Annotated in this window: 23 protein-coding genes and 2 pseudogenes; 18 read left to right on the top strand and 7 right to left on the bottom strand. The window is 45.8% G+C overall.

Annotated elements, in window-relative coordinates; all coding sequences use genetic code 11:
* From K4039_RS14075 to K4039_RS14065, 3 genes and pseudogenes are all read left to right on the top strand, one after another.
* Positions 1-257, top strand: a pseudogene (locus tag K4039_RS14075) (arginine decarboxylase); the annotation flags it as partial.
* A 99-nt stretch (positions 258-356) separates the two neighbouring features.
* Positions 357-950, top strand: coding sequence for a precorrin-6Y C5,15-methyltransferase subunit CbiT (gene cbiT, locus K4039_RS14070; RefSeq protein WP_265235810.1), 594 nt, complete (start codon positions 357-359; stop codon positions 948-950).
* Positions 951-1,395: 445 nt separating this feature from the next.
* Positions 1,396-2,304 carry a phosphatidate cytidylyltransferase gene (locus tag K4039_RS14065; protein ID WP_265235809.1) on the top strand — a complete coding sequence of 303 codons (909 nt, stop codon included), beginning with the start codon at positions 1,396-1,398 and terminating at the stop codon, positions 2,302-2,304.
* Positions 2,305-2,450: 146 nt separating this feature from the next.
* On the opposite strand, the gene K4039_RS14060 is transcribed toward K4039_RS14065, so the two are convergent.
* Positions 2,451-3,242, bottom strand: coding sequence for a DUF2993 domain-containing protein (locus K4039_RS14060; protein WP_265235808.1), 792 nt, complete (start codon positions 3,240-3,242; stop codon positions 2,451-2,453).
* A gap of 601 nt (positions 3,243-3,843) precedes the next feature.
* Between K4039_RS14060 and K4039_RS14055 the strand changes: the two genes are divergently transcribed.
* Entirely contained in the window at positions 3,844-4,638 is a 795-nt protein-coding gene (locus K4039_RS14055) for a pseudouridine synthase (protein WP_265235807.1), read from the top strand.
* Positions 4,635-5,516, top strand: a complete 882-nt coding sequence (locus K4039_RS14050; protein WP_265235806.1) for a RodZ domain-containing protein — start codon at positions 4,635-4,637, stop codon at positions 5,514-5,516. The genes K4039_RS14055 and K4039_RS14050 overlap by 4 nt, the downstream gene beginning before the upstream one ends.
* A 141-nt stretch (positions 5,517-5,657) precedes the next feature.
* Here the strand turns inward: K4039_RS14050 and malQ are convergent, their stop codons facing one another.
* From malQ to K4039_RS14030, 4 genes are all read right to left on the bottom strand, one after another.
* Positions 5,658-7,166 carry a 4-alpha-glucanotransferase gene (malQ, locus tag K4039_RS14045; protein ID WP_265235805.1) on the bottom strand — a complete coding sequence of 503 codons (1,509 nt, stop codon included), beginning with the start codon at positions 7,164-7,166 and terminating at the stop codon, positions 5,658-5,660.
* Between the two features lie 575 nt (positions 7,167-7,741).
* Positions 7,742-7,867: a photosystem II protein Y gene (locus K4039_RS14040; RefSeq protein WP_265235804.1), complete on the bottom strand. Its 126-nt coding sequence runs from the start codon at positions 7,865-7,867 to the stop codon at positions 7,742-7,744.
* A gap of 183 nt (positions 7,868-8,050) precedes the next feature.
* Entirely contained in the window at positions 8,051-8,809 is a 759-nt protein-coding gene (locus tag K4039_RS14035; protein ID WP_265235803.1) for a MinD/ParA family protein, read from the bottom strand.
* A gap of 390 nt (positions 8,810-9,199) precedes the next feature.
* Positions 9,200-10,990, bottom strand: a complete 1,791-nt coding sequence (locus tag K4039_RS14030) for a CHASE2 domain-containing protein (RefSeq protein ID WP_265235802.1) — start codon at positions 10,988-10,990, stop codon at positions 9,200-9,202.
* Between the two features lie 341 nt (positions 10,991-11,331).
* Here K4039_RS14030 and K4039_RS14025 point away from each other — a divergent pair, with 341 nt between their 5' ends.
* From K4039_RS14025 to K4039_RS13980, 9 genes and pseudogenes are all read left to right on the top strand, one after another.
* A complete protein-coding gene (locus K4039_RS14025) occupies positions 11,332-11,535 on the top strand; it encodes a hypothetical protein (RefSeq protein WP_265235801.1) in 204 nt (67 codons plus the stop codon).
* A 15-nt stretch (positions 11,536-11,550) separates the two neighbouring features.
* Positions 11,551-12,086 (top strand): annotated as a pseudogene (locus tag K4039_RS14020) (DUF928 domain-containing protein).
* Positions 12,087-12,320: 234 nt separating this feature from the next.
* The gene (locus tag K4039_RS14010) at positions 12,321-13,085 is read left to right on the top strand and encodes a DUF928 domain-containing protein (protein WP_265235798.1); all 765 of its coding nucleotides are present in this window, start codon (positions 12,321-12,323) and stop codon (positions 13,083-13,085) included.
* A gap of 143 nt (positions 13,086-13,228) precedes the next feature.
* A complete protein-coding gene (locus K4039_RS14005) occupies positions 13,229-13,963 on the top strand; it encodes a DUF928 domain-containing protein (RefSeq protein WP_265235797.1) in 735 nt (244 codons plus the stop codon).
* 227 nt (positions 13,964-14,190) lie between these two features.
* The gene (locus K4039_RS14000) at positions 14,191-14,346 is read left to right on the top strand and encodes a hypothetical protein (RefSeq protein WP_265235796.1); all 156 of its coding nucleotides are present in this window, start codon (positions 14,191-14,193) and stop codon (positions 14,344-14,346) included.
* A 5-nt stretch (positions 14,347-14,351) separates the two neighbouring features.
* Entirely contained in the window at positions 14,352-14,585 is a 234-nt protein-coding gene (locus tag K4039_RS13995; RefSeq protein ID WP_265235795.1) for a DUF928 domain-containing protein, read from the top strand.
* Between the two features lie 40 nt (positions 14,586-14,625).
* On the top strand, positions 14,626-15,423 hold the full coding sequence (locus K4039_RS13990) for an HAD family hydrolase (RefSeq protein WP_265235794.1): 798 nt from the start codon (positions 14,626-14,628) through the stop codon (positions 15,421-15,423).
* 532 nt (positions 15,424-15,955) lie between these two features.
* On the top strand, positions 15,956-17,173 hold the full coding sequence (locus K4039_RS13985; protein ID WP_265235793.1) for a DNA double-strand break repair nuclease NurA: 1,218 nt from the start codon (positions 15,956-15,958) through the stop codon (positions 17,171-17,173).
* Positions 17,174-17,200: 27 nt separating this feature from the next.
* Entirely contained in the window at positions 17,201-17,419 is a 219-nt protein-coding gene (locus K4039_RS13980) for a hypothetical protein (protein WP_265235792.1), read from the top strand.
* A gap of 125 nt (positions 17,420-17,544) precedes the next feature.
* On the opposite strand, the gene K4039_RS13975 is transcribed toward K4039_RS13980, so the two are convergent.
* Positions 17,545-19,590, bottom strand: a complete 2,046-nt coding sequence (locus K4039_RS13975; RefSeq protein ID WP_265235811.1) for an ABC transporter ATP-binding protein — start codon at positions 19,588-19,590, stop codon at positions 17,545-17,547.
* Between the two features lie 365 nt (positions 19,591-19,955).
* Positions 19,956-21,233: a lipopolysaccharide assembly protein LapB gene (locus K4039_RS13970; protein WP_265235791.1), complete on the bottom strand. Its 1,278-nt coding sequence runs from the start codon at positions 21,231-21,233 to the stop codon at positions 19,956-19,958.
* 108 nt (positions 21,234-21,341) lie between these two features.
* On the opposite strand from K4039_RS13970, the gene K4039_RS13965 reads away from it, so the two are divergent.
* The 4 genes from K4039_RS13965 to hisC all read left to right on the top strand — a co-directional run bounded on the left by K4039_RS13965 (position 21,342) and on the right by hisC (position 25,479).
* The gene (locus K4039_RS13965) at positions 21,342-22,598 is read left to right on the top strand and encodes an esterase-like activity of phytase family protein (RefSeq protein WP_375339805.1); all 1,257 of its coding nucleotides are present in this window, start codon (positions 21,342-21,344) and stop codon (positions 22,596-22,598) included.
* 196 nt (positions 22,599-22,794) lie between these two features.
* Positions 22,795-23,649 carry an alpha/beta fold hydrolase gene (locus tag K4039_RS13960; protein WP_265235789.1) on the top strand — a complete coding sequence of 285 codons (855 nt, stop codon included), beginning with the start codon at positions 22,795-22,797 and terminating at the stop codon, positions 23,647-23,649.
* Positions 23,646-24,359, top strand: a complete 714-nt coding sequence (locus K4039_RS13955) for a glycerophosphodiester phosphodiesterase family protein (RefSeq protein ID WP_265235788.1) — start codon at positions 23,646-23,648, stop codon at positions 24,357-24,359. Before K4039_RS13960 ends, K4039_RS13955 begins: the two co-directional genes overlap by 4 nt.
* A 73-nt stretch (positions 24,360-24,432) precedes the next feature.
* Positions 24,433-25,479, top strand: coding sequence for a histidinol-phosphate transaminase (hisC, locus tag K4039_RS13950; RefSeq protein ID WP_265235787.1), 1,047 nt, complete (start codon positions 24,433-24,435; stop codon positions 25,477-25,479).
* Positions 25,480-25,560: the final 81 nt, after the last annotated feature.

The raw sequence follows: 25,560 nt of genomic DNA, 5'->3' as shown, positions 1-25,560 counted from the left end.
CCCCCTCTCCCACTCCCCCACTTTCCCCCCGCGATGCCTTCTTTTCCCCGGCGGAAACGGTAGGAATAGACCAAGCGGTCGATCGCCTGGGAGCCGAACTCATCTGTCCCTATCCCCCAGGAATACCAGTTTTGATGCCCGGTGAAATCATTACCCCACAAGCCCTAGACTACCTGCAACAAGTCCTTGCAGCAGGCGGAAAAATCACAGGTTGCAGCGATAGAAGCCTCCAAACCCTCAAGGTTGTGCGACAGTAAATATTAAGGCTTGGGGGAAAGGGGGAGAATTTCTACTTCTTCCGCGAGTTCCAACTGCCGTCTTGCTTCAATCAAAAATCAAAAATCAAAAATATAACTATGCTTTGGCCCTACGTGACTCCTGGTATTCCCGATGACTTATTTGAACGTTTACCGGGAATTCCCATGAGTAAGCGAGAAGTCCGACTGCTGTTACTCTCCCACCTGCGGCTGCAAGCAGACTCAGTGGTGTGGGACATTGGTGCAGGTACTGGTACAATTGCTGTAGAAACAGGTTTGCTGTGCCCCAAAGGTCGGATTATCGCCGTCGAAAGGGACGAAGAAGTAGCCAGCTTGATTCGCCGAAATTGCGATCGATTCGAGCTCAAAAACGTAGAAGTCATCGAAGGTAGCGCCCCAGAATGCCTCGAAAACCTATCCCAAGCCCCCCACCGAGTCTGCATCGAAGGAGGTCGCCCCATTAAAATGATTCTCAAGGAAGTCTGGCGGTACTTGCAGCCCCGCGGTCGAGTTGTCGCCACAGCATCGAATTTAGAAAATCTTTACGCCCTTTCCGAAAGCTTCGCCGAGTTGCAAGTCCGCAACATCGAAGTAGTCCAGTCCGCCGTCAACCGCTTAGAGACTCGCGGCCTGAGTCAAACCTTTGCAGCCGTCAATCCCATCTTTATTCTCAGCGGCGAAAAGCTTGATTAGTCATTGGTCATTAGTCATTAGTCATTAGTCATTAGTCATTAGTCATCAGTCATTAGTCATCAGTCATTAGACTGACATACTTCCACACCAAATCAAAGATGATGATGTGGGCCCAGACGCTGGATGACTGAGAATCAAACACTAAATGTAATTCTTAACCTTTTTTACGTTCGCTTAACGTTCATACTTAGAGTAAGGGCGACCATAGCTGGATCGATCGCCTGAGTTGAGATTTTGGATCGCCAATTGGTGATGCGGTTGGCTGTACAAGCGAGAAACCCCTACCTTAACAATCCTTGCATCCCAAATCCCAAATCGACTAACCCCTGCCCAAAACCACAATTTTAGACTAAGGTTCAACCTCCCAGATTCATCTGCCCTTGTAAATCTCAAATCTAAAATCTAAAATCGACTGACCCGCCATCTGCTGTGAGAAATTCATTTTATGCCTTGGTCTCGTATCCTGAGTGGAATAGTTGCGATCGCCCTTGCTTTGGGAATGATTATTATGGGGGGATGGTACTTCACCCTCGGCTTTTGCGTCATCGTCTACCTAGGTCAATTGGAGTATTTTGAATTAGCCCGGGCTAAAGGGATTTTACCCGCTGCCAAAACGACCTTAGCTGTCAGTCAAGGTCTGCTAATTACTGCGGCCTTGGCCCCGCAACTCGTAGATGCCATGTTTCCCCTAGCCGGAACCTTAATCTGTTTCTACCTGTTATTCCAACCTAAATTATCGACGATTGCCGATATTGCCTCTTCAATTTTAGGATTGTTCTACGGCGGTTATTTGCCCAGCTATTGGGTACGGCTGCGAGTCGGTCTCGACCAGGCAAATATTGCTACAACCCAATTTTCCCAAACAGTAGCCAGCAATGCGCCCGTTAACATTCACCCGTCCCTGTCTTGGACAAGTCACAGCAACCTATCTTTAGGATTCACTTCGCTGCTGCTGGCTTTCTTCTGCATTTGGGCCGCTGACATTGGCGCTTACTTTGTCGGCAAATTCTTCGGTCGCACTAGCCTCTCCCACATCAGCCCCAAAAAAACCGTTGAAGGTGCCGTATTTGGTGTTTGCGGCAGCATCGCCGTGGCCGTCGCCGGGTCTTGGTATTTACAATGGCCGGGCTGGCCCTATACTGGGGCTGCTTTTGGTCTGTTGATTGGGGTTGCTAGTTTGTTGGGAGATTTAACTGAGTCGATGATGAAGCGAGACGCGGGGGTTAAGGATTCGGGACAGTTGATCCCCGGTCACGGCGGCATTCTCGATCGCACTGACAGTTATGTTTTTACCGCACCATTAGTCTACTATTTTGTGACTTTGTTATTGCCCGCGATCGAGTCTTTCTTTTGACAAGTCGGAGCGAATAAACTTGAATTGCCAAAGTCATAAACTATCTTGAAAAGCATCTGCGTTGATCTGTGTTGATCTGCCTTTCATCTGCGGTCGATCTATCAATCAAAGATTTATGCAATCCTGTCTAATCGGGTGAGATCCCGCTAAGGCAAAACTCTAATTGAACCCCGACAAACAATCTCCCCCGGACTCAAAATTAAGTCCTCAATCTCGACTTCCTGCCCAAAATCAATTTTAAAATCATTGACATCACTGCTCTTTAATTCTAGATCAACTTCGATTTCCGGTGCTTCAAACACCAATTCGCGACCACTGGCAATCCGCAAACCTGTCCGCAATACAACAGGAATTTGCGTGCCGCCAGCGCCCAAAAGAGTCGCCGAAAGCGTCAACTTCCCTGCCTCAATTGTGATCTGCGAATTTTCTAACTTCAGCGACTTTTCGCGATCGGTCAACGGCAGCATTGGTAGCAAAAACTCGCTCAAAGCATCAGCCAGCAAAGGCGCTTTCAGCGACGCATTCAAATCCGCTTGGCTGAGCCTCAAAACGCCTGTTACGGGAATGGATTCGAGCAGCCGCAGTGGTTTGCCTTTGAGAGCTTGACCGAGATTGATGCGAATGCCACAGCCCTCTAGGGCAACTTCTGTTAAGTGTAATCCTTTATACACAGCACCGCTCGCAGCCACTGTTACCTTGGGGATCGCACCGCTGAAAATTTGTCGATCGCTCCCCTCAATTTTCACCTTCAACTCGTCAACCTGCTGAACTTGCGATCGCAGCAACAACTGCACCGCCGGAGACAGCACCGAACTCGCGATCCGGCTGCCTTGGCTCGGTGGCGGTGTCCCCGGTTCCTCGCCGAGATTAGGAGTTTCAGCAGCGCCAGCAGCGCCAGCTCTATTGTCAAATAAAAGAGAGTTACGATCGACAGTCATAAACAATTTCAGAATACAAACCCTTAATATTCAAGCACAGAAACTCAACTAGGACTCGCGCATCCGGCCTCAGAAACCCGATTTCTGCACAGATATATCGCCGTCAACCTTTGATTTTGCCTGATAACCGGGTTGATGAGTGTAACCCCTAAATAACATAACCAAAGAAGCAGAAATCAGGAATCAGCAACGCCTGAAGCAGCAAAATTTTCACCCTTTCCGCCCTCAGGATCTCTCCTGAGTTGGCGAGTTATGCGATCCCCAGATAAATTTCGCGATCGAGCGTATAAAATTAACCAGCAGTACCGGTTTTATGGTAGTGTTGGTGAATAGTCGGGTCAGACCCACACATCTCAAACCAGCAACAAACTAAGGGTGCAGGCAATCGCCTGCCACGAGTCTTTTCCTCGTAGTTTTTGCACAACATTCAGGGTTATGCCATAAGGACAATCTGCACCGGGCGCAACGCCCTGTAAGGATTGATCCAGCATTAAAATTTATTCCCAACCAGGAATTGAGCATTGATAGTAAGGTTAATCCATTAACCGTGTCGTACTTCCTCCCCCCACCGCTCTCCGTTGGCGGTTTCCACACTCCCGTCATGTCTGACCAAAGGCTGCAAAAAATCCTCGCCCAGTGGGGCATTGCCTCTCGCCGTCTTGCAGAACAGATGATTGTAGCTGGACGAGTCCGAGTTAATGGCAATATTATTCATTTAGGACAAAAGGCAAATCCCGATCGCGATTTCATCGAAGTCGATGGAGTCCCAGTCAAAGCAACGGATCGACCGGCAGAGCTTTATCTGTTGCTCAACAAACCGGCAGGCGTAGTTTCTACTTGCAGCGATCCCAGAGCTCGATCGAAAGTTCTCGACCTACTGCCACCCCAACTGCGCTCAGGTCAAGGCATCCACCCCGTAGGACGCTTAGATGCAGATTCCACAGGCGCCCTCTTGCTCACCAATGATGGTAAGCTGACATTTTGTTTGACCCATCCGCGTCACTCGATCGCCAAAACTTATCAGGTTTGGGTGCTCGGCGATCCCCCGGAACCCATACTGCAAGCCTGGCGTCAGGGCATCATCTTGTCCGGTAGAAAGACTTTGCCCGCCAAAGTTAGAGTTCTCGATCGCGCGCGAGACAAAACTCTGTTAGAAGTCATTCTATCAGAAGGGAGAAACCGACAGATTCGGCGAACCGCCGAACAGTTGGGATATCCCGTAGTGCGCCTGCACCGCACAGCCATTGGCCCGATTCAATTGCAGCCGCCCGCTGGGCCAATATTGCCACCGGGCTGCTACCGACCCCTAGAAGATTCAGAAATTATTTTTTTATGGAATCTAGTCAACCTAACATCAATCAGCGTGCCACTGAATCCCCAGGAGCACAGCAGATGACAAAGAATTTATTGTTTTTATTCTTCAAAATAACTAAGCAGAAACAGCACTCCCAAGAGCCAGAACCACCCCAGAAGAAGCTAGCGGAAATTGGCGCTCAACTCCGCCAGTACCGGGAACAGCAGTCGATTTGTTTGGACAAAGTAGCCGTGGTAACCATGATTCGGCGCAATCTGCTGCAAGCCATCGAGGACGGCCAACTCGATCAACTCCCCGAACCCATTTACACTCAGGGTTTGATCAAGCGGTACGCCGAAGCAATGGGTTTGGACGCAGCTCAGTTTTCTGACTTTTTCCCGATCGAACCGCCAGCGCGATCGGCCACCCAGCTATCCTGGCAGAATGGGCCACAATTGCGGCCGATGCACCTGTACCTCTTTTACACATTTCTAATTATCTGTTCAGTCAATGTCTTATCTCAGTTAATGGGCGGTTCTCTGACAGCAAAAAACGGTGCGGGAACCAAAGAACCAGCACTTGAGCAGCAAGAACAAGCTCGTTTATTTGCTGAGACATCGAGCGCCTTAAAAAATCATAAAGCCGATAGTTACGATGCTCTGGAAGCAGCAAGAACTGGTCAAAATTTAGATAAATCTAGCAATCAACCAGTCATGGTTAGCCTCACTTTTAAGGCAGAATCCTGGATCCAGATTGAAGTTGATGGCAAACCCCAGTTTGAGGGAACTTTGCCAGTCGGCACTGTGCGCACTTGGCAGGCCACAAACAAATTGGTAGTTGTAGCTGGTAACGCCGGCGGGGTAATGATTGCTGTGAATAACGGACAAGCCGAACAACTTGGAGAACCCGGAGTTGCCAAAGAAGTTGTTGTTACCGCAGACGAATCCAAGCCTTCAGCAAAGCCCAAAAATCAAGGTTAATGGGTAATGGGTAACGGGTAACGGGTAATCGGTAATCGGTAATCGGCAATGGCTGAAACTCCATAGCTTTTAATTAGAATGTCGGTCTTTATTGACTGAGTACCAATTACCAATTACCAATTACCCATTACCAATGTTTGTTCAATTTCTCTGGGGAGCGCGCCCGGTGATGTAAGTCATGGTTTTTAGCCGATCGCGCACCTCCCAATTCAAAGCCTCGCGCCGATACCGCCAGCCCCAATTTCCCTCTGTTTTCCCCGGAAAATTCATCCGCGCGTCCGTATCCAAACCCAACAAATCCTGAAACGGCACGATCGCCAAATTAGCAATAGAAAACCAACCCATGCGAATTAAAGACCAGTGAATTCCTTGGGGATCGATGCAGCCCAAATAACGCAAAACCTCATCTCTTTCGTAGTGTTGCAGTTGATTGAACCAGCCGACAGTCGTGTCATTGTCGTGAGTACCCGTGTAAACTACGCAGTTGCGAACGTAATTGAAAGGCAAAAAAGGATCGCCAGGGCCCGCGCCGAAAGCAAACTGCAAAATCTTCATTCCCGGAAACTCGAAGCGATCGCGCAAAGCTTCCACTTCAGGAGTAATTACCCCCAAATCCTCAGCAATAATCGGCAAGTTCCCAAACTTTTCATTAATTACCTCAAACAAAGCCGTTCCCGGCGCCTTAATCCACTCTCCCTCCATCGCAGTATCCTGCCCGCGCTTCACCGCCCAGTAAGCGTCAAATCCTCGGAAGTGGTCGATCCGGCTCACATCTACATAATCGAAAAGCGCTTCAAAACGCTGCACCCACCACTCAAAATTATTTGCTTCCAAAGCCTCCCAATTGTAAACAGGATTGCCCCACAATTGACCTGTGGCGCTGAAGTAATCCGGAGGAACACCCGCCATTAAAGCTGGTTCTCCGCTTGCTTCATCCAAACAAAATAAATCAGGATGCGACCACACATCAGCGCTATCGTGAGCTACATAAATCGGAATGTCGCCAATAATTTTAATTTCGCGCAGGTTCGCATAGCGTTTCAACTCTGTCCACTGGCGGAAAAACTCGAACTGGACGTATTTGTAGTAATAAATCTCAGTATTTAGCTGCTGCCGCCACTTGTCTAGCGCCTCCGGTTTGCGTCGGGCAATTTCTGGTTCCCAAGTGTGCCAGCTAGCTCCGTTGAAGCTGTCTTTGAGTGCCATAAATAAGGCATAATCTTCCAGCCAAAACGCTTTGGTTTGGCAAAAACCCGAGAATTCTTTTTGCTCCACCGGCGATGCTTTCGCTTTGAAGTTTTCGCAGGCTTTTTTGAGCAGTGGTATTTTGTGCGCGATCGCCCAATCGAATTCTACAGTATCCAGCGGAAATTCCGGCGAACCATTTAAATCTTCATCGCTCAGCAATTGCTCGTCCCGCATAATTTCCGGGCTCAGCATCAGCGGATTTCCTGCCATTGCTGAATAGCACGAATAAGGAGAATTGCCGTATCCTGTCGGGCCCAGTGGCAATATCTGCCAGTATTGCTGGTCGCTCTCTACTAAAAAGTCAATAAAGCGATATGCTTCTATTCCCATATCCCCAACGCCAAATCGGCTGGGGAAAGATGTCGGGTGGAGTAAAATGCCGCTAGCTCGGGGAAAAAGCATAATCTATCTAAAGATATAGGAGTTAAACATTGACAATTTGACCGATATTCCCTACAGGTTAAACTTCGCAGTTGGTAGGGCGATTTTCAGACCAAATACTTTTGCGATTGTCTCATATTTTCTGCGGGAACGTGCTTGCTAAATATTTGTATCGCCATCTCATCACAAATGCTGAGCCGATCGCAAAATATCAAGCTCTCCAGTTACGCGCTTACCAGCACTGTTGCCAATTGGCTTCTCTTACCCTGGATCGCTTGCTACTAAATATTTTGGTCGATCGCACCCAGTTTCTGGACAACTTTCTTTATAACTTTTATTTGGCTTTGGCCCTATCTGTCTGGAGTCGTACATTGCGATCGAGGGCCAAACATCATACAATTTTCCAAACAGGATGCAACTGCTTGACCCTTGATCCAAACCCTGATGTAGTAAGTTATGCGCTATTTTCAAATTTCAAATTTCAAATCTCAAATGGCATCAGCCCTCCCTCTGCTGAAAGCCAATGCACAAATCAGCCGACTGTTTTTGTATCTCAACAAACAGTCGGCTACGAAATTACGCTGAAAATGCTGAGTTTAAGTTTCCTTATTCAACAATTTCTCCACTTGTTTGAGAGCTATAGTGCCGACGTTGTATGCAGCCCAGCCGCCCGCCAACAAAACGGGACTCAATACTATTAGTATGCGCCAGTCAAAATCCATGAGTTCTCCTCCTAAAGTTTTTTAACAAATTATCATAATCTATTTGTATCTCATTTTGTCGCCATTCTCCTGACTCCTTAAGCAAATATTGTCGCCGAAAAAGTTCCTCCACAGCACTCGCGATCGCGCTTGCAGGACATCGCGCCCCAGGAATTGATACCCCACCGCTCTGATTACATCAAATTATCCCAAAATCTGTTTGGCAATCCCTTCCACCACCTGAGTTAGAGGGTCCTTAGGGAAGTGCAAGGCAAACACCCCCTTGCTCGCTAACAGCATCATCTTGTCGCTGTGGGGCAGCACCCCTACAACTGGGATGTCGTAAATACTCTCTACTTGCCGCTTCAAATCGTCGAAATCCAAGGATTCTGGGGCCTTGTTAATCGTGATCAAAATCTTGGGGACTTCTAATTTGCGGGCCACATCTACCGTGACAGCCGTTCCCTGAAAATCTTGCTGATCCGGACGCAGAATCAGCAGCAGGATGTCGGAAATCGTAATGCTGAGCAGGGTTTCTTCGTTGAGTCCCGGATGCGTGTCGATAAATAGGTAGTCTAAGTTCAGAACATCGATCAGTTCTTGAAAGCCGTCGGTAAGCAGTCCCACGTCGTAGCCTTCCCGCAACACTCGCGCTATCTCCCCTGCTTTAATGCTCGAAGGAATCAGGTAGAGGCTGCCGTTACGGGCTAATTTTGGCAGCAGCGAACTCACATTGTAAGCCGTATCCGAGATCGGACACCGGCCCCACAGGTAATCATTCAGACAGCGATCCATGTTTTTATCGCTGAAACCGAACAGTACGTGAATCCCGGGCGATTGAATGTCTGTGTCCACAATGGCGACCCTATGTCCGCCGCGAGCGATAATAGATGCCAGGTTTGCGGTCATGTTAGATTTGCCAGTGCCACCCCGGTAAGAGTGGACAGAGATGATTTTAGACATGATATGCGTATTGCCAAGATTGAACAATTATCTATTTAAGTTTAGTCATTTATGGACTTTCAAGTTTTTTAGATGCTGGACTTTTATTGAGATCGGTTGTTGATGTATGTCCTCTATAGGTGGGAACCCTGCTTAGCTGCGAAGTCTGCCATCAATCAGACCCTAGAAACTAAGGAATTAATCAGAGGCGTATCAAACTGTAGTCTACAACCAAAAGTAATCTCAACAACCTGATTCGCAAGAGAGATAGAGGGCGTAGTAGTTTGCCCACTGTAACAGCGTAAAAATGGAATGCAAGTCATATTTGACGATAACTTCTGCAAGTTTGACCGGTAGAAACGGGGAGAATCAATTATTATTATGCAATTCGTGATTGCATTGAGTTCTCTATCAATTTTCCTTGTCTCTCAAATCCTCCTGGTCTGTTAAAGTATCAATCTTTTCATCTTTTATCCTCTTGTCTGCGCTCCTGCGCTGCCGCATCTGCTTTGCCCTGGCTTGCAAATCGCTGAACCCCTCATCGGGTTCGGTTTGGTCAGAACTAGCACTCACGCCAGGATCGATCGCGATTTCCGTTTTTGAGTCGCTTTCCGATGCAGTCGTGGTGGCGCGCTGCTTGTACTTTTTGGCATTTTCCTGCAACTGAGCTAAGTATTCATCTGCCTCGCTTTCAGCCTGGGGAATATCCGCAGCACCGACCGTTATTTCTTGGGTCTCCGAGGGTGCTTTTTCAGAGCTATTTTTTTTGCTAATTTTCAGTTCATCTTTCTTGATCTTCAATTCTTTAAAGAAATCTGATTCTACAATTTCTGCGACTTGCTGTTCTTTTTGGGCTTGGTCTATTTCGATTTTGAAGACTTGTTTTACTCGATCGCTAATTACTTTCCCGTATCCCGATTTACTAAATCTGTCTGCTGATACAATGCTGCCGCCAGTTAGGATTAATGCTAAGGCTGGCGCTGCCACAGGCACCCACCCTCCCAACAGAAAAATCCCAAAACCGAGCGCGCAACACCCCGACAGCATTGCCCCGAATGTCAGCGCCAACTTCCCTGGGTGAGCCATCCGTGATGCGATAGTTCCTCCCACAATTGACCATCCCGAAATCCACAAGATTTCTGCCCATTCCGGCCAAAACCAAAACATCGGTCTCTTGTCTAAAACAGCACTCAAAATTTGGCTGATTACTTGTGCGTGTACCACGATCCCCGGCATGAATTGATTTTTTTGCTGCCCCCCACTGTAAGGAGTATAAAATAAATCTTTAACGGTTTCTGTGGTGTAACCGATCAGCACTATTTTATCTTTAACTAACTTGGGATCAACTTTCCCTTCTAAAACATCCATAATTGTGACTTGGTTGGCGACCTTGCTTCTGGAGCGATAGTTAATTAGTATTTGATATCCCCTATTATCAATATTTCTGTATCCTCCGTCATTAGTTTCTAGTTTTTTTAATTTGGTTTTACCCAACCATAAAGATTGATCTGGTGCGAGTTGGGGATCAATTTTTTGCTGGTGCAGGTAGCGGAGTGATAGCTGGAGGTTGAAGGAATTTAAAACTTGAGAATTGTCATTACACAGATGTTTTTCTACCGAAGATTCGCCCTTGATTGTCGGCGGTTTCATAAATAATAAAGCCCTGCGGAGTATGCCGCCGGGATCGATGCCGAAATCTGCAAATCCCACTCGGTTTGTGGGAATTCCTGGAGGAGGCGGAGAACCGGGATTGTCCGGGCTGCCATCGGTGACTAAACATACCCCGATAATTCGATCGCTTTTTTGTAAAACTTTAGTTAATTCGTCGCGCCCGTCTCCTAAAGGTACGTCTCGCAGTACGTCTAAACCGATGACTGCCGGCTGCATTTTTTCCAGTTTTTGTAAGATTTCAGCTATTTTGCGATCGGATATCGGCCACTGTTTCAGTTTCTGAATGTCTCCTTCGGTAATCCCTACAACTAGCAAGCGCGGGTCTGGCTTTTCCTCTGGACGCCACCTCAGCATTTGGTCGTAAGCGTTTAATTCTACTGGTTCGAGTATTCCTAGGTGTTTGGCGCCGACCAACGATAATGTTACTGCCGCGCTGGCAATTAATACAGACCTAGCAAAGAAGAGTGATGGTTTATACAGTTGACTCAAGTGAGTCGCTGCCGATCGAATTGTGTTAGATATTTTACTCATTGCCACAATATAAAATTTTGACTTATTTCACCGAACAGCAGTTATTTTACTTGCAGCCAGCTACACGAGACTTCTTCCATCTTAGATCACCCGGAAACTCCGACCGCTTTGTAACAAAATTTTACAGTTCGCTATCAGCGAATGTGTATGGAATCATAGTCGCGACCTCTACCCCTGGATTGGCCGTCCCCAGAATCCAGTTGCAGATCCAATTAATTAATGTTATTGATATGTCAAGGTTCAACTTCTGTATCTGCGCTCTGAGACTAGCTTCTCAAAAATATTGGTCGCCAGCAGGGAGTGTCTATGTTTGCAATATTATAGTGAAAGGTACAAAAAAAATGAAACGTTTTCTACATGGGGCTACACTTGCGGTAGCCGTATCTGCGATCGCATCTACCGTCCCCAGTTCACTTGCGCTAGTGCCGGCACAATCCCCGCCGATGGTGCTGAGTCAGAATGTTAATTTCCAGCCTCCCGATGTCACAGCCCCCGGACGACAAGCAAGGACATATTGTGGTAGCAATCTTTGTCCGGCGGGTTGATCTATTACTCATTGAATGCCTCTAACTAATATCGGTTTAACCCTCAGAGATTATCCCACATTTTTTGTCTATCTCCCTCAAACCTCGGCAGAAATAGAGTTGACTTTGCTGACAGAAAACGAGGACAAAGTTGTCTATAAAAAAATATTTAAAGTTGACAAATCGGGTATTGTGGGAATTAGCATTCCGGTTACGGACGACAGCAAGAAATCCTTGGAAGTTGGCAAGCGTTACGTGTGGTCGTTTTCGATGGTTTGCGAACCGGACGATCGATCGGCAGATACAGTTGTGAAAGGGCTCGTGCAGCGCATAGCACCCCAGCCAACTCTCAATAGCGATTTGGCAAATCCCGACCCGATGACGAGGCTCGACGTTTATGCTAAAAATGGGTTTGGTACGAAACTCTCGCTACTTTAGCCCAAATGCGACGACAGACACCGGGGGATGCGAGGCTGATGGCCAAGTGGACGCAATTGTTGCAGTCCCAAGGACTGGAATCAGTGGCAGGTCAACCGCTGGTTTTGGCTTCTTTAAATATCGCTATTTCTTGAACTTTTGTCGGTCTTTTGATGGCGATTTAACAGTTGACAGTTGACAGTTGACAGCGAAGTTTTTAGGCAGGGGATTTAAGCCCCTGCCTAAAAACAATCCACCTCAAGGTGGGGGCTTAAATCCCCTGTGCTTTGGTGAAAAATCAAAACTTGACCAGATCGCGCTAGGAAGGTGAAAACTCCGGGCTAAAAGTAGAGCCGCGATCTATAAAATCTCTATAATTTGGTGAAAAAATGAAACGTTTTCTAAATTTTACTGCATTGGCGATCGCCGTATTGGCGATCGCACTTACTCTCCCCAGTTTGCTGCCACCGATGCAGGCTGTGCCTGCACCAATTCTGCTGAGCCAGAATGTTAATTTTAAACCTCCAGATGTAGAGGCCCCCGACAACAGGCAATCGGCGACGCATCGAGGCGATACTTGTCCGCAGGATTCATCTCCTTGCGTGTGTCCGAAAAATTTATCTATTATTCCTTTAATACCTAAAAGCAATGTTGGTTTAACCCTAGCAGAGTCGCCAACATTCTTGGCTTACGTTTCTCACCCTTTTACTCAAGTTGAGTTTACTTTACAAGCTGAAGATGGAAAAGGAACCGACGTTTACAAAACTACTTTCAAAGTTGACAAACCAGGGATAGTTGAGGTCAGTATTCCTAACCAAGATGAGCGCCAAAAAGCTCTTGAGGTTGAGAAGCGATATCAGTGGTCGTTTTCGGTGGCTTGCAATGAAGATCCGTCGGGGAATTATTTTGTTAAAGCGTTTGTGAAGCGAATTGAACCGCAGGAAACTCTCAAGAACGATTTGGCAAATGCCGACCCTATGACTAGGGCGATCGCTTATGCTAACAATGGGATTTGGTACGAGACTCTTGCTACTCTAGCCGAAATGCGGCGACAAGCTCCTGACGATGCGAGTCTGATGGCCGAGTGGAAGCAATTGTTGCAGTCCCAAAAACTAGAATCAGTTGCCGACAAACCGCTAGTTCAGTCTTTTTAAGCCTCCCTATTTGTCAAGGCTTTCTCTTGTCCTTCTTGCTACGATCCGAAGATTTATAAATTAAGCCGATCGCCCGCGCTTGATTCAAACTCCTAGTCAGGAGTACAAATGCCAACCCAACTTTTATTCTATGTGGTGTAAAAATGAAACGTTTTCTACATTTTACTGCACTGGTGATCGCTGTATTTGCGATCGCAGTTACTCTCCCCAGTTTGCTCTCACCGATGCAGGCTGTGCCTGCACCAACTCCCCTGGATCAAAATGTTAATTTCACACCCCCAGATGTCACAGCGCCCGACAATCGGCAAGGGGGGACGCATCGAGGCTGTCAGTTGCGCGAGGGTTTATTCATTACTCCCTTAATACCTGAAAGCAATATTGGCTTAACGCTAACAGAGTCGCCTACATTTTTTGTATATGTTTCTCAACCTGCGGCTCAAGTAGAGTTTGTTTTGCTAAACGAAGATGAATCGGAAGTAGTCTACGAATCTAGTTTAAAAATTGACAAAGCCGGAATTGTGGGAGTTAGCTTTTCTGACAAAGACAAGACCAAAAATATTGAGGTTGGTAAGCGATATGTCTGGTCGTTTGCACTGGCTTGCGATCCTCAGGAAAGATCGGGAGATTATATTATTAAAGGATGGATGCAGCGAATTGAACCATCGGCAAGTCTCAAGAGCGATTTGGCAAATCCCGACCCCAGGGCGAGGCTGATTGCTTATGCTAAAAATGGCATTTGGTACGAGACTCTTGCGACTCTCGCCCAAATGCGCAGCCTCGCACCCGATGATGGGCGGCTGAAGACCGAGTGGACGCAATTGTTGCAGTCCCAAAAACTAGAAGCAATCGCCGATAAACCCCTAGTTCAGTCTTTTTAAGCCTCCCTATTTCTCAAGGCTTAATTTGTTCTTCTTCCTATAAGCTGAAGATTGACAAATTAAGCCGATCGCCAGCTGACATTCAAAATCCTAGGGATTATTAACAGTTGACAGTTGACAGTTGACAGTTGACAGCGAAGTTTTTAGGCTGGGGCTTAAATCCCCAGCCTAAAAACAACCCACCTAAAGTTGGGGGCTTAAATCCCCTGTGCTTTGGTGATCAAAAAATGAAACGTTTTCTCAATGGGGTTGCACTGGCGATCGCACTTACTCTCCCTAATTTCCTGTCACCGATGCAGGCTCAGTCTCCGCCAATTCTACTGAGTGAAAATGTTAATTTTAGACCACCCGATGTCATCGCTCTTTGGAATATTATGTTGTAGGGTTCGTGGAGCGAATTGAACCGCAGGAAACTCTCAAAAAGGATTTGGCAAATCCCGACCCTATGGCTAGGGCGATCGCCTATGCTAAAAATGCGATTTGGTACGACACTCTGACTACTCTAGCCCAAATGCGGCGACAAGCTCCTGACGATCCGATGCTGAAAGCAGAGTGGACGCAATTGTTGCAGTCCCAAAAACTAGAATCAGTTGCGGATCAACCCCTAGTTCAGTCTTTTTGATCAAGACTATTCACCCAAATCCCAAATCTAAAATCGCTTGATGACTAATAACTTTCCAACAATTCTAGCCCTTGATTTTGACGGTGTAATTTGTGACGGACTAATCGAATATTTCCAAACAGCTTGGCGTAGCTACTGTCAAATCTGGAAACCAGTCGAAACAGTCCCAGATCCAGATTTAGCATTGAGTTTCTACCGAGTGCGGCCCGCCATTGAAACCGGTTGGGAAATGCCCCTGCTGATTCGCGCCCTCGTGACAGGAATTACCGAAGAGCAAATTTTGCTAGATTGGCCGAATATTGTCCCGCATTTATTGACCGAAAATAATTTAAAAGCCCAGTCTGTCGGCGCTATGTTAGACGGATTGCGCGATAATTGGATTGCTGAGGATTTAGCTGGGTGGCTGTCTTTGCACCGCTTTTATCCAGGAGTAGCCGATCGCCTGAAATCATTATTGCAGGAAAGTTCGGTAAAAGTGGCGATCGTCACAACCAAGGAAGGACGTTTTGTGCGAGAACTCTTGCAGCTAGCGGGCGTACAAATGCCGTCGGAGTTGATTTTTGGCAAGGAATACAACAAGCCAAAACACCAAATTTTGCGGGAGTTTTTGGCCACTTCTGGCAAAGATACGACTATTTGGTTTGTGGAAGACCGGTTAAAAACTTTGCTCTCTGTGAAGCAGCAGCCGGATTTATCTCAGGTGAAGTTATTTTTGGCTGATTGGGGTTACAATACTTTGGCAGAACGGCAATCTGTGGCTCAAAATCCACCCGTTCAATTGCTTTCTCTGTCGCAGTTTGCCGGAGATTTTGCCGATTGGCTGCCCGACAAAGATTGATGTTAGACTTGTTTTCAGGTAGTTTTTTTTGCTTGTAAAAAGCAAAAAAAATCCTCAAACTTTTTCATTTTTTTGTTGACTTTCTTACCATTGACATGGTATTATTTAATAATGGGATGGTTGTCAAAATATTATTTTTGCAACCATCCCATTATAAAGTAAATATAACACTAATTTCAGACAAAAGCAAGGAAGCCCCGAAAAAAAAATCGATTTTTTTTGAGATAAAATTTATCGCAGAAATAGAAAAATATCTGCGTTAATCTGCCTTAGATCTGTGGTTGAGCTGGAATCAAAAAATTAGGCAAGAAGTATACATAAACCGATTTTTTGAGGGTCGTAAGTCAGATAAATTGCCAGAAAGAATTGGTTTAAAGCCGGAACCCCGATCGGGAGAAATTAAAAGAAGACGATTGATTAATCCAATCCTTTTCCTTCCTGGAAGAGGTCGCTGTCAACTGAGGGCGGGCATTCTTGGCACCGCCCCAACTGTCAACTGTCAACTGTCAACTGTCAACTGTCAACTAAACCAATGCTCGATTTAACTAAAGCAGCGAAGGGAATGCAGGGAATGAGCCAACATTTGAATGTGGAGGCTCTGGCGGCTCGCAAACGCTTGGAAGTAGCTCAACGTTTACTGTTGCAGGCGGCTGCGGGACAGGAAAATTTGGTGGAATTGCAAGAAAGTTGGAACGATCGCACTTTATTCAATGCAGCCACGCCGATCGAGCCTTTGTCCGATCGCACTTACATCACCGCACCCCCCGCCGCTCACACAGTCTTCGCCACAGACGGATCGCAAATTTCGCCCAGCCACCACGAAATCGCCTACTGCTACCTGATCAACGTCGGTACAGTCATGCTGCACTACGGCCAAAGTCGCCACCCAGTTTTAGACAGCGTGCCCGAAGTTTTCTACAAACCCGAAGACTTGTATGCTTCGCGCCAGTGGGGCATTAGAACCGAAGAGTGGATGGGATACCGACGCGCCGTTTCCGAAGCCATTGCCCTCGCAGAAATGGGCTGCAATTGGGCAAAATTTAACGACAATCAACTGCCAGCGCCAACTTTGGCAATGGTAGATGGTTCCCTGATTTATTGGTTTTTGGAACAGTTACCTAGCGAAGCGCGCGATCGAATTTTGCAGCCAATTTTAGAAGCGTGGGACAAATTGCGCTTAGTAAAAATTCCCTTATTAGGATACTTAAGCGCCTCTCGCAGCAGCGAAAGCTTATCTTTTTTGCGATTTCAAGCTTGCACCCACGAAGTACCAGACTGCATGACAAACTGCCCCAACGTCGGATTTTCCGCCACCAGTGCTTTCGACGAAAAAGCACCTTGTCAAGAATTTGAACCCTTGCGAGATGCCATCTTGTGGGCAACAATTTTGTCCCCCGGACAAAGAAGCCCATTATGGAAATCCCACTCTCGAATTTTAGATTTATACGGCCTTAATCCCATCTATTTTTGTTACGTTCATGTTGGCACAGAAATTGCTAGAATAGAAGTGCCGGAATGGGTAGCACAAGATCGCGCACAGCTAGATTTAGCATTAGGAATGATGCTGGCTCAAGTACACAAAGGCGGCGGCTATCCGGTGACGCTAGCAGAAGCCCACAACCAAGCAGTTGTCACCGGAGGCGATCGAAGTAGCTTTTTCGCTTTGTTAGAGCAGCAAATGATTAAAGCCGGTTTAAAAAATGTTGGCATTTCTAATAAGGAAACCCGGAAACGCGGCAGTATTGCTTGAATTTAAAATTAGAGTTAAAAATGTTATATGCCCCTAGAATTAATCATCTTAATTGCTTCCTTACTTGTTTCTTGGCTGGTATTTAATTGGGCTTTTAAAGTATTGAAAGCCAGCGTGGGCACAGCGATTGCTCTAGCAGCAATTGTGCTGGCGATGCAGTTATTGTTTGGCATCGGGCCAAATCAGCTTTTCCAACATATAACTCACCTGCCCGAAACTCTGTCAAAAATCATTTTTGGCAAGTGATCCGATTTTAGATTTTAGATTTCAACTTTCAGATTTGTTCTCTCATCTAAAATCTAAAACCGCAAATTTGCCAAGTTTAGGAAAAATATTCCTTCTGTCAACTGTCAACTGTCAACTGTCAACTGTCAACTTCCCAGCATTTGCAGCTTGTACAAACTGGCATACAAACCTTCTTGCTGCAACAATTCTTCGTGGCTGCCAGACTCTACTAACTGCCCGCGTTTGAGTACCAAAATGCGATCGACATTTCGGATGGTCGAGAGCCTGTGGGCAATGATTATAGCCGTTCTGTCCACCATTAAACGCTCCAGAGCCTCTTGAATCAAAGCTTCCGTCCCTACATCCAAACTAGCAGTTGCCTCGTCTAGAACTAAAATACTGGGGTTGCGAATGGCGGCGCGCGCAAACGCTAACAATTGCTTTTGTCCCCCGGAAAGATTGGTTCCCCGTTCCCGCAATTGCGTATCATAACCTTGGGGCAACTCTTCAATTAAACGAGCAACATTCGTCTTTTCTGCTGCGGCTTGAATTTCCTCCATCGAGTAACTTTCGCCCAGGCTAATATTGCTCTTCACATCGCCAGCAAATAGAAAGCCATCTTGAATAATCACGCCGACGTGTCTGCGCAATTCTGCTTGAGGCAAATCGCGAATATCCACATGATTAACCAGAATCCGTCCTCGTGTCGGCTCATAAAGGCGGCACAGGAGACGGATGATCGAACTTTTGCCCGCACCGGTGGGGCCAACTAATGCTACTTTTTCGCCAGATTTGATGGTAAAATTAAGGTCTTGCAGAACATATTCGTCTTCTTTGTAGGCAAACCACACATTATCAAATTGGATCTCTCCTGATTCAGATTGCTTTGATTGGGCATGGGCAACTAGGGATTTTTGATTGTTACTTGATAGGCGATATTCAGAAGTTACAGGAGTTTGATTATTCTCTACCAATTCTTCCTCATTTGAAGATAAATTATAGGCAAGTGCCTCTGGATGACCTGCCATCAGCAGCGGCGAATAATATTCCCTTCTTCCCTCTTCCTTCTTACTTCTTCCCTCTTCCCTCTTCCCTCTTCCTTCTTCCTTCTTCCCTCTTCCTTCTTCCTTCTCCCCGCTAGTTGGATCTTTAATTTCGATTGGTTCATTGAGAATATCGCTAATCCGTTCGACGGCGGTAAATCCTGCTTGAATGGCGGTGAATTTCTCGGCAAATTGCCGCAGCGGATCGAAGAGACGTTGAGCAAATAAAATAAATGCTGAAAGAGTACCAAAGTTAAGAGTACCTTGCAGAACTTTTTCACCGCCCAGCCACAAAACGGCTCCAATTGCCACTAAAGCAATCCATTCTAATGTCGCAGATACGGCTGAGTCGTAAAAGATAGTTTTATCAACTGCTTTAATGTAGCGTTTGTTGGTGACACTAAATAATTCGGAGTTGAATCTTTCGCGGCGGAATAGCTGCACTACGCCAATACCAGTCAGGTTTTCTTGCAGTTGGGCGTTAAGATCGGAAAGTTCTTCTCTGGTAGTATAATTGGCGATGCGATATTGATACTGGAAATAAATTATGAGGGCGGTAATTGGTATCATCATCAGCACTAACATTAAAGCCAATTGCCACTGCATGGTAAACATGAAAATGGCAATCACTAAAATTGAAAATAAATCGCTAACAATCCCAATCGCCCCGCTTGAAAATACTTCCCCCAATGCTTCGACATCGCTAGTGAGGCGAGTCATCAATTTACCGACAGGAGTGCGATCGAAAAATCTCACTGCTAGCGATGTGACGTGGGCGAACAAATCATTTCTAATGTCAGTAGTAATAATTTGCCCTACTTTCGTGACTAAATATCCTTGGACTGATTGCAGTGCTAATCTAAATGTTATGGTTAGCATCAGCAAAACTGCTAAAATGTTTAATGCAGCAGATAAAGGCAATCCTCGCAAGAATTGATATGTAGGTTCCGCTCGAATTACCGAAATTGCCTGTCCGATCAGAATCGGTTGAATTGCTCCTGAGACTGCTAGGGGTACTAATAGTGCGATCGAAATAATCAGCAAGCGTTTGCTGCGGGTTGCGTAAGATGCCAACCTCATGAATAACCGCCAGTCTGTTTCGCGACGGGGTTCGTTTTCGGTGTCTGCTACGGGTGAGGAAATGGTCATCGATCGCAAAAATGGTACAATACATCCAAATAGTAATTGTAACAAATAGAATCAGTTAAGTTAGGCGATCGCCCTCAGCAAAGATAAAATCCTATTTGCTCTCTGCAAGCCTCAGTGCTAAGCTAGCTGCGAATCTTTATCAAGAATTACGACATTTTATAATGTTTCTGGTGCGAATTGCGCACCTTAATTAATATTTTCTAGGGTGCGAAATCCACACCTTGGATTGAATTGTTTGTGGGCTCGACCAAACATCGGAAGGGCGGGTTTTGTATTGAGATTGTTTGCCAAATGTTAATATTTGGTACTAAATCCGCCCCTACAAACATTGAATATATAAGAACTAATCAAGCCGGATATGATAACTACGAAGTCCTTTGCAATTGCTTGTTAACCTTAATAATCTTCTTGTTAAAATACTCTTTTCGGTGTCCCAATCTTTGAGCCACTTCCAACCCTTTTTGATAAGCTTCTAAAGCTTTATCGTAAGCCTTCATCTCCTGATAAACTTGACCGAGATTGTCGTAAGCACTCATCAATCCGTACCAATTATAAGCGCGTTCTTCCAGCAGCAACTGCATTTGATATATCCGCACAGTCGGTTCCCACTGTTTTTGCGATCGATAAAGCAATGCTAATTTATCCAAAGCTTCGCTAGCCTGGGCATACTGTTGAATAGGGACGGCTAAATTGTACGCTTCCTGATAGTATTGAGCTGCTAAGTTGATTTGACCTATAGTTTGGTAATCGTTGGCGATCGCAATTTTGAGCGGTGGTATAGCAGTCGGGTTTTGCAGGTTAAGATACACAGATGCTAGTTTTTCCCTAGCTGCGATCGCCTTTAGGGGTTGTTTCGACTGCTGGTAAGCGTAGGCTAACTGTTTCAGAGTATCCACCTCAGTAGGAGGAGTTACAGGCTGTGGCGGCGCACCGTTTCCCGCCGTTATAGCAGAATTTGGTACAGCAGCATTAGCCACAAATAAAGCGCGGTTTTCCTGAATTAAAGTTGCCAATTCCTCATACACGGGAGCAGCTTTATCGTAACTCAGCCAATTGATGTGAATAAGTGCGATCGCCTTTAAAATCCGACCCTCAGCCAATATATCTTGATTTTGGCGCGCATTTTCGAGAATTTGTTGGTAAACTTCTACAGTCGGGCCTTTAGCGCGCACCTGCTGAAAAGCCGCAGCCAAAGCCGGGAGCAACTCAGTATTAATTGGTACTTGGGATTTGACTTGTTTGTGAATTGCTTGCAACCGTTTAGTAATAAGCTGTAGTTCAAGGTTTTTACTGCTACTCCAAGCAATACTTCCCACCCGACTCAAAGCAGCAATTTCCGCCGCCGGGCCAAGATACCTACGCAGCCGTAATTCTCGGAACCAAATATCAAAAGCACCAGCCCCATCTCCAGCTTGCAGTTTAGCCGCTGCTTCTAAGTTTAACTGTTCCAAAGCCGCTGTCAGTTCGTCCCGCTGAGTGTTACTCAAAGATTCACTGGCGGGTTTTAGGGGATCGGGGGTGGTAATTTCTAGAGGATTAGGAGAAAATTGATCGAGGCCTGGTGGATTAGTTTGGGCGCTAGCAACAGAACCAGCACACAGCCACAAGAAAAGCAAGCACCCAATTGGTACAGAATTTCTCATTCTCAAAATTTGGTTGCCGCGATTCGGCAGCCCCGCACGAAACATCAAGTTTTGCATATTTACAAAAGGGTATAAATTATGTCACAAAGATGGCACAAAAGCAAACAATTGAACAAGAGCAACAAAATAAAACTTACCGCACTGAGCAATTATTGGGATTTAAAGGCGTTGGGCGATCGTCTTCGTTGGCGTAGCCCCCGTAGGGGCGGGCTTCGCCAACGCATTTTGCGCTTATTCAGTTTAGCCCTAATTTTGTTAACAGTTTGCACAGCTTGCGCGCCTCCCGCAGTTGCTAAAGACCGCTCTTTTCCCGAAATATCCCTAGACTTTTTGGGCGAGTACCAATTGCCCAAAATCAATTTTGAAGGAGCACCAGTCGGCGGTTTCTCAGGAATCACCTACGACGCAAAAGGTATTAGTGGAGTAACTTCCAAAGCTTATCGTTTTTACGCTCTTTCCGACGACAAAAGCGAAAACGGAGAAGCCAGATTTTACACTCTCCGACTCGATCTTACATCCAGCGATCCAGCAAATATTCGCCTGAAAAAAGTTGCAGTTGAAGGCGTTACCTCCCTCAAAAAAGCAGACGGTGAAACCTTCCCTTGGGGTTCCATCAATCCCGAAGGCATCGCCCTTTCTCCCCGGAATTCAGTATTTGTTGCCAGCGAAGGCAGCCCTCCTTTTCTAGGAGAATTTGACCTCACTACCGGGAAATTGCGAGGAAATTTGCCGATCCCAAAGCGCTACATTCCCGATCCCAGCGATGAAAAACAACAGCAAGGAGTCCAGGAAAATTTAGGTTTTGAATCTTTAAGTATCGATCCAGAAACCTTTAGTCCGGGCGGTCTCGATCCGTTTCGATTGTTTACAGCGACGGCAGCACCGTTAATTCAAGATTTAGACCCGGAACAGGCAACCAAACTCCGTCTTTTACATTATATCATCGTCGATAAAACACCGCAATTAGTCTCAGAAAATCTTTACAAACTAGACCAAGTTCCGATGACTGTTTTGAACGGATTAACAGAATTGGTAACTATTGGTGGCGGTCAATTTTTGAGTTTAGAGCGTTCTTTTGGACTGTCGGGATACGGTGCTAAAATTTATCAAGTAGCGGTTGGGGCGGCTACAGATACTTCCAGAATCCAGAGTTTTAAGGGGCAAGTGGGAATGGTCGAACCTGTGAGAAAAAAGTTACTGTTAGACTTGAGCGAGCTGGGAATTCCGCTGTACAATTTAGAGGGGATGACTCTCGGCCCGCAGTTGCCAGATGGCAGCAAAAGTGTAGTTTTGGTCAGCGATGACAATTTTGAAGAAGCGCAGAAAACTCAGTTTCTTTTGTTTAGCTTAAAAGGGAAGATTTAGGATTTTCAGCCTCAGAAACCCGGTTTCTCGAAATCTTTGGTTTGACAGCGAAGGATCTGGCAAGAAACCGGGTTTCTCACCTCATTTTTTTTGTTGGGGCGGGTTTAGCGATAAATCTCAACAACGAACAAATAATCTCCGTACAAAATCCGCCCTCTTTTTTTGGGGAAAAATATACTAAAAATTACCGCTAATCATGCCTAAACGCCACAGCTTAAAATTGCCAGATATCGAACTTTCTTACCTAGAATGGAAGTCACAAACAGGGACTGAAAAAGTTCCGCGTTTGCTGCTGCTGCACGGTTTAGCGGATAGTGCGGTTGTCTGGAATAGCTTGGGCAATTACTTGTCGAACCGCTATCATATTGTAGCGCCAGATATGCGCGGTCACGGAGAGAGCAGTAAACCGGAAATAGACTATACTTTTACAAGGGCGATCGCAGATTTGGAAGCTTTGATGGTACACCTCAACTGGCCTGATGCCCATATTGTAGGACATTCTTGGACGGGAAAACTAGCACCGATTTGGGCGCGGCAGAATGGCGATCGCTTTTCCAGTATGATTTTAGTAGACCCCATCTTCATCACCAAACTGCCCGCCGTGATCAAACTCACGCTACCAATAGTTTACCGAAAATTAGACTGCCTCAAATGTATGGGCCCGTTTGCGACTTTAGCCCAAGCAGAAGCAGCAGCCAAACAATCGGGAGAATACGCGGGTTGGAGTGAAGTGCAACAAATGATATTCCAACACCAAATCGAACAAAAGTCAGACGGAAATTGGGGCAGTAAATTTGTGATTCCCGCCAGAAATCAGATATTTGCCGAAGTGATGAAAGTTGCCGGTTTAACTGAAGATATTGATATTCCAACTTTGTTCGTACAGCCGGAAAAAGGCGTAAATCGCATGGATTGGCAAATGCAGCCCTATCAGAGATACTTGAAAAATCTAGTAATTCAAAAAGTACCGGGGAATCACTGGTGTTTTTTGACTCAACCGGATACTTTTAATCAAACTGTGGCAGATTTTTTAGAGGGCGCGAAACAGTGAATTTAGAAATTATCGCACATCGGGGATTTTCGGCGATCGCCCCTGAGAACACTTTAGCAGCATTTGAACAGGCGATCGCCCGTGGAGCCGATTCGATCGAATTTGACATCCAGCTATCCGCCGACAGCGTGCCCGTGGTTTTCCACGACGCTACCCTGGATAGAATCACCGGAGTTTCCGGTAAAGTCAGGGAAACAAACCTGTCACAATTGCAGACACTCAATGCGGGAAAATGGTTTAGCGATGAATTTTCAGCAGAAAAAATTGCTACCCTAAAAGCCGCCTTAGCTATCCTGAAAAATGTTGACAAATTTCTCTACTTTGATGTCAAACCGCACTGCGAATGGTCAGATGCAGAAGTTGCGGATTTTGTCAATACTTTGAATGGTGCAGGAATCAAAGAAAAATGCGTTATTACCTCGTTTAATGATGGATTTTTGGCACAAGTGCGGCGGGTAGATGGCGATTTGGCGATCGGGCAAATCGTTGCTAATCTAGAAGCATACAAAACTCAATTGTCTCAAGCTGTGGTGAATTGCGATAATTTGATTAGCAGCCAGTATCGCGTTTTGCTGGAAAATCCCGCACTGATTGAAGAAAGCCGGAGTCAGGGAGTTGACATTGTGGTCTGGACGGTGGACGATCCAGCAGATATGCAAAAGTTAATTGATTTGGGTATAACTCGGATTGTCACTAATTGTTTGATATAATTTGTTTAACTTAAGATCTTGCACCATTATCAAGAACGGGCAAGATGCCCGTTCCACAAAAGTCAATTAATAAATGAATTACTTTCGCAAAAGCATCCACGAAATGTCTGGTTACGTGCCGGGGGAACAGCCACCCCTAGGCACAAAAATTATTAAACTAAATTCTAATGAAAATCCCTATCCACCTTCTCCAAAAGCCTTAAAAGTGCTTCAGGAAATAGACGGAGAAATGTTGCGGCGCTATCCAGATCCCACTGGTAAAATTTTCCGCATTGCTGCTAGTCAAGTTTTGGGAGTTCCTGACGATTGGATTGCGGTAGGTAATGGCAGCGATGATTTATTAAACTTGATTGTTCGCGCTGTGGGCGAACCCGGAAAACAAATTGTTTGTCCCGCGCCAACCTATGTATTGTACCGCACTTTGGCACAAATTCAGGATGTAGAATTTGTCGAAGTTCCCTATCCCGATGACTACAAGTTACCAGTCGATTTGCTAATAGCTGCTAAAGGTGCTGTGACATTTGTAGCCTCGCCCAACAGTCCATCGGGAACAGCGATATCTGTGGCCGATTTGGAGAAACTGGCTCAAGAGTTATCGGGTATTCTTGTCATTGATGAAGCTTATGTAGATTTTGCTGAAAATAATGCTTTGGAGTTGACAAAAAAGTATAGTAATGTTATAGTTTTGAGGACGCTTTCAAAAGGTTATTCGCTCGCAGGATTGCGGTTGGGTTTTGCCATAGCAAATCCGATGTTGTTAGCTGAACTAAATAAAATAAAAGATAGCTATAATGTGGATGCTGTAGCCTATGCGGTGGCGGCGGGGGCGATCGCAGATCAAGACCACAAAACAGCTAACGCCGAAAAAGTCAAGGCTTCCAGAGCAAAACTAGCCATCATTTTCAAGGAATTAGGCTTTGAAGTTTGGCCATCGCAAACCAACTTTTTGTTAGTCAGGCCGCCCAACGGCGATGCAGAAAGGATTTATCAAACACTGAAAAAACGGGGAATATTGATTAGATACTTCAATCAGCCGCGATTGGATGATAAATTGCGAATTAGTATAGGTACCGAAGAACAAAATCAAATATTAGTTAAAACTTTAAAAGAAATTCTATAAATAACCAGCCCAGCAATCTAGGTTCGATCGTTCGGACTTCAGTCCGCATCTATCGGAGGACTCGCATTCCGAACGATCAAA

Source organism: Lyngbya sp. CCAP 1446/10, assembly GCF_026130175.1.
Taxonomy (GTDB): domain Bacteria; phylum Cyanobacteriota; class Cyanobacteriia; order Cyanobacteriales; family Microcoleaceae; genus Microcoleus.
The sequence above is the reverse complement of the archived record's forward strand: the minus strand, read 5'-3'. Positions and strand labels throughout refer to the sequence as shown.

Bases quoted from the DNA above. Each gene is read 5' to 3' on its own strand.
- K4039_RS14030 (WP_265235802.1), bottom strand. From the start codon at position 10,990: ATGAGTAAAATATCTAACACAATTCGATCGGCAGCGACTCACTTGAGT.
- malQ (WP_265235805.1), bottom strand. From the start codon at position 7,166: ATGCTTTTTCCCCGAGCTAGCGGCATTTTACTCCACCCGACATCTTTC.
- K4039_RS14060 (WP_265235808.1), bottom strand. From the start codon at position 3,242: ATGACTGTCGATCGTAACTCTCTTTTATTTGACAATAGAGCTGGCGCT.
- K4039_RS13990 (WP_265235794.1), top strand. From the start codon at position 14,626: ATGACTAATAACTTTCCAACAATTCTAGCCCTTGATTTTGACGGTGTA.
- K4039_RS14025 (WP_265235801.1), top strand. From the start codon at position 11,332: ATGAAACGTTTTCTACATGGGGCTACACTTGCGGTAGCCGTATCTGCG.
- K4039_RS14000 (WP_265235796.1), top strand. From the start codon at position 14,191: ATGAAACGTTTTCTCAATGGGGTTGCACTGGCGATCGCACTTACTCTC.
- K4039_RS13960 (WP_265235789.1), top strand. From the start codon at position 22,795: ATGCCTAAACGCCACAGCTTAAAATTGCCAGATATCGAACTTTCTTAC.
- K4039_RS13970 (WP_265235791.1), bottom strand. From the start codon at position 21,233: ATGAGAAATTCTGTACCAATTGGGTGCTTGCTTTTCTTGTGGCTGTGT.
- hisC (WP_265235787.1), top strand. From the start codon at position 24,433: ATGAATTACTTTCGCAAAAGCATCCACGAAATGTCTGGTTACGTGCCG.
- K4039_RS14055 (WP_265235807.1), top strand. From the start codon at position 3,844: ATGTCTGACCAAAGGCTGCAAAAAATCCTCGCCCAGTGGGGCATTGCC.
- K4039_RS14035 (WP_265235803.1), bottom strand. From the start codon at position 8,809: ATGTCTAAAATCATCTCTGTCCACTCTTACCGGGGTGGCACTGGCAAA.
- K4039_RS14065 (WP_265235809.1), top strand. From the start codon at position 1,396: ATGCCTTGGTCTCGTATCCTGAGTGGAATAGTTGCGATCGCCCTTGCT.
- K4039_RS14005 (WP_265235797.1), top strand. From the start codon at position 13,229: ATGAAACGTTTTCTACATTTTACTGCACTGGTGATCGCTGTATTTGCG.
- K4039_RS14040 (WP_265235804.1), bottom strand. From the start codon at position 7,867: ATGGATTTTGACTGGCGCATACTAATAGTATTGAGTCCCGTTTTGTTG.
- K4039_RS14050 (WP_265235806.1), top strand. From the start codon at position 4,635: ATGACAAAGAATTTATTGTTTTTATTCTTCAAAATAACTAAGCAGAAA.
- K4039_RS13985 (WP_265235793.1), top strand. From the start codon at position 15,956: ATGCTCGATTTAACTAAAGCAGCGAAGGGAATGCAGGGAATGAGCCAA.
- K4039_RS13975 (WP_265235811.1), bottom strand. From the start codon at position 19,590: ATGACCATTTCCTCACCCGTAGCAGACACCGAAAACGAACCCCGTCGC.
- cbiT (WP_265235810.1), top strand. From the start codon at position 357: ATGCTTTGGCCCTACGTGACTCCTGGTATTCCCGATGACTTATTTGAA.
- K4039_RS13980 (WP_265235792.1), top strand. From the start codon at position 17,201: ATGCCCCTAGAATTAATCATCTTAATTGCTTCCTTACTTGTTTCTTGG.
- K4039_RS14010 (WP_265235798.1), top strand. From the start codon at position 12,321: ATGAAACGTTTTCTAAATTTTACTGCATTGGCGATCGCCGTATTGGCG.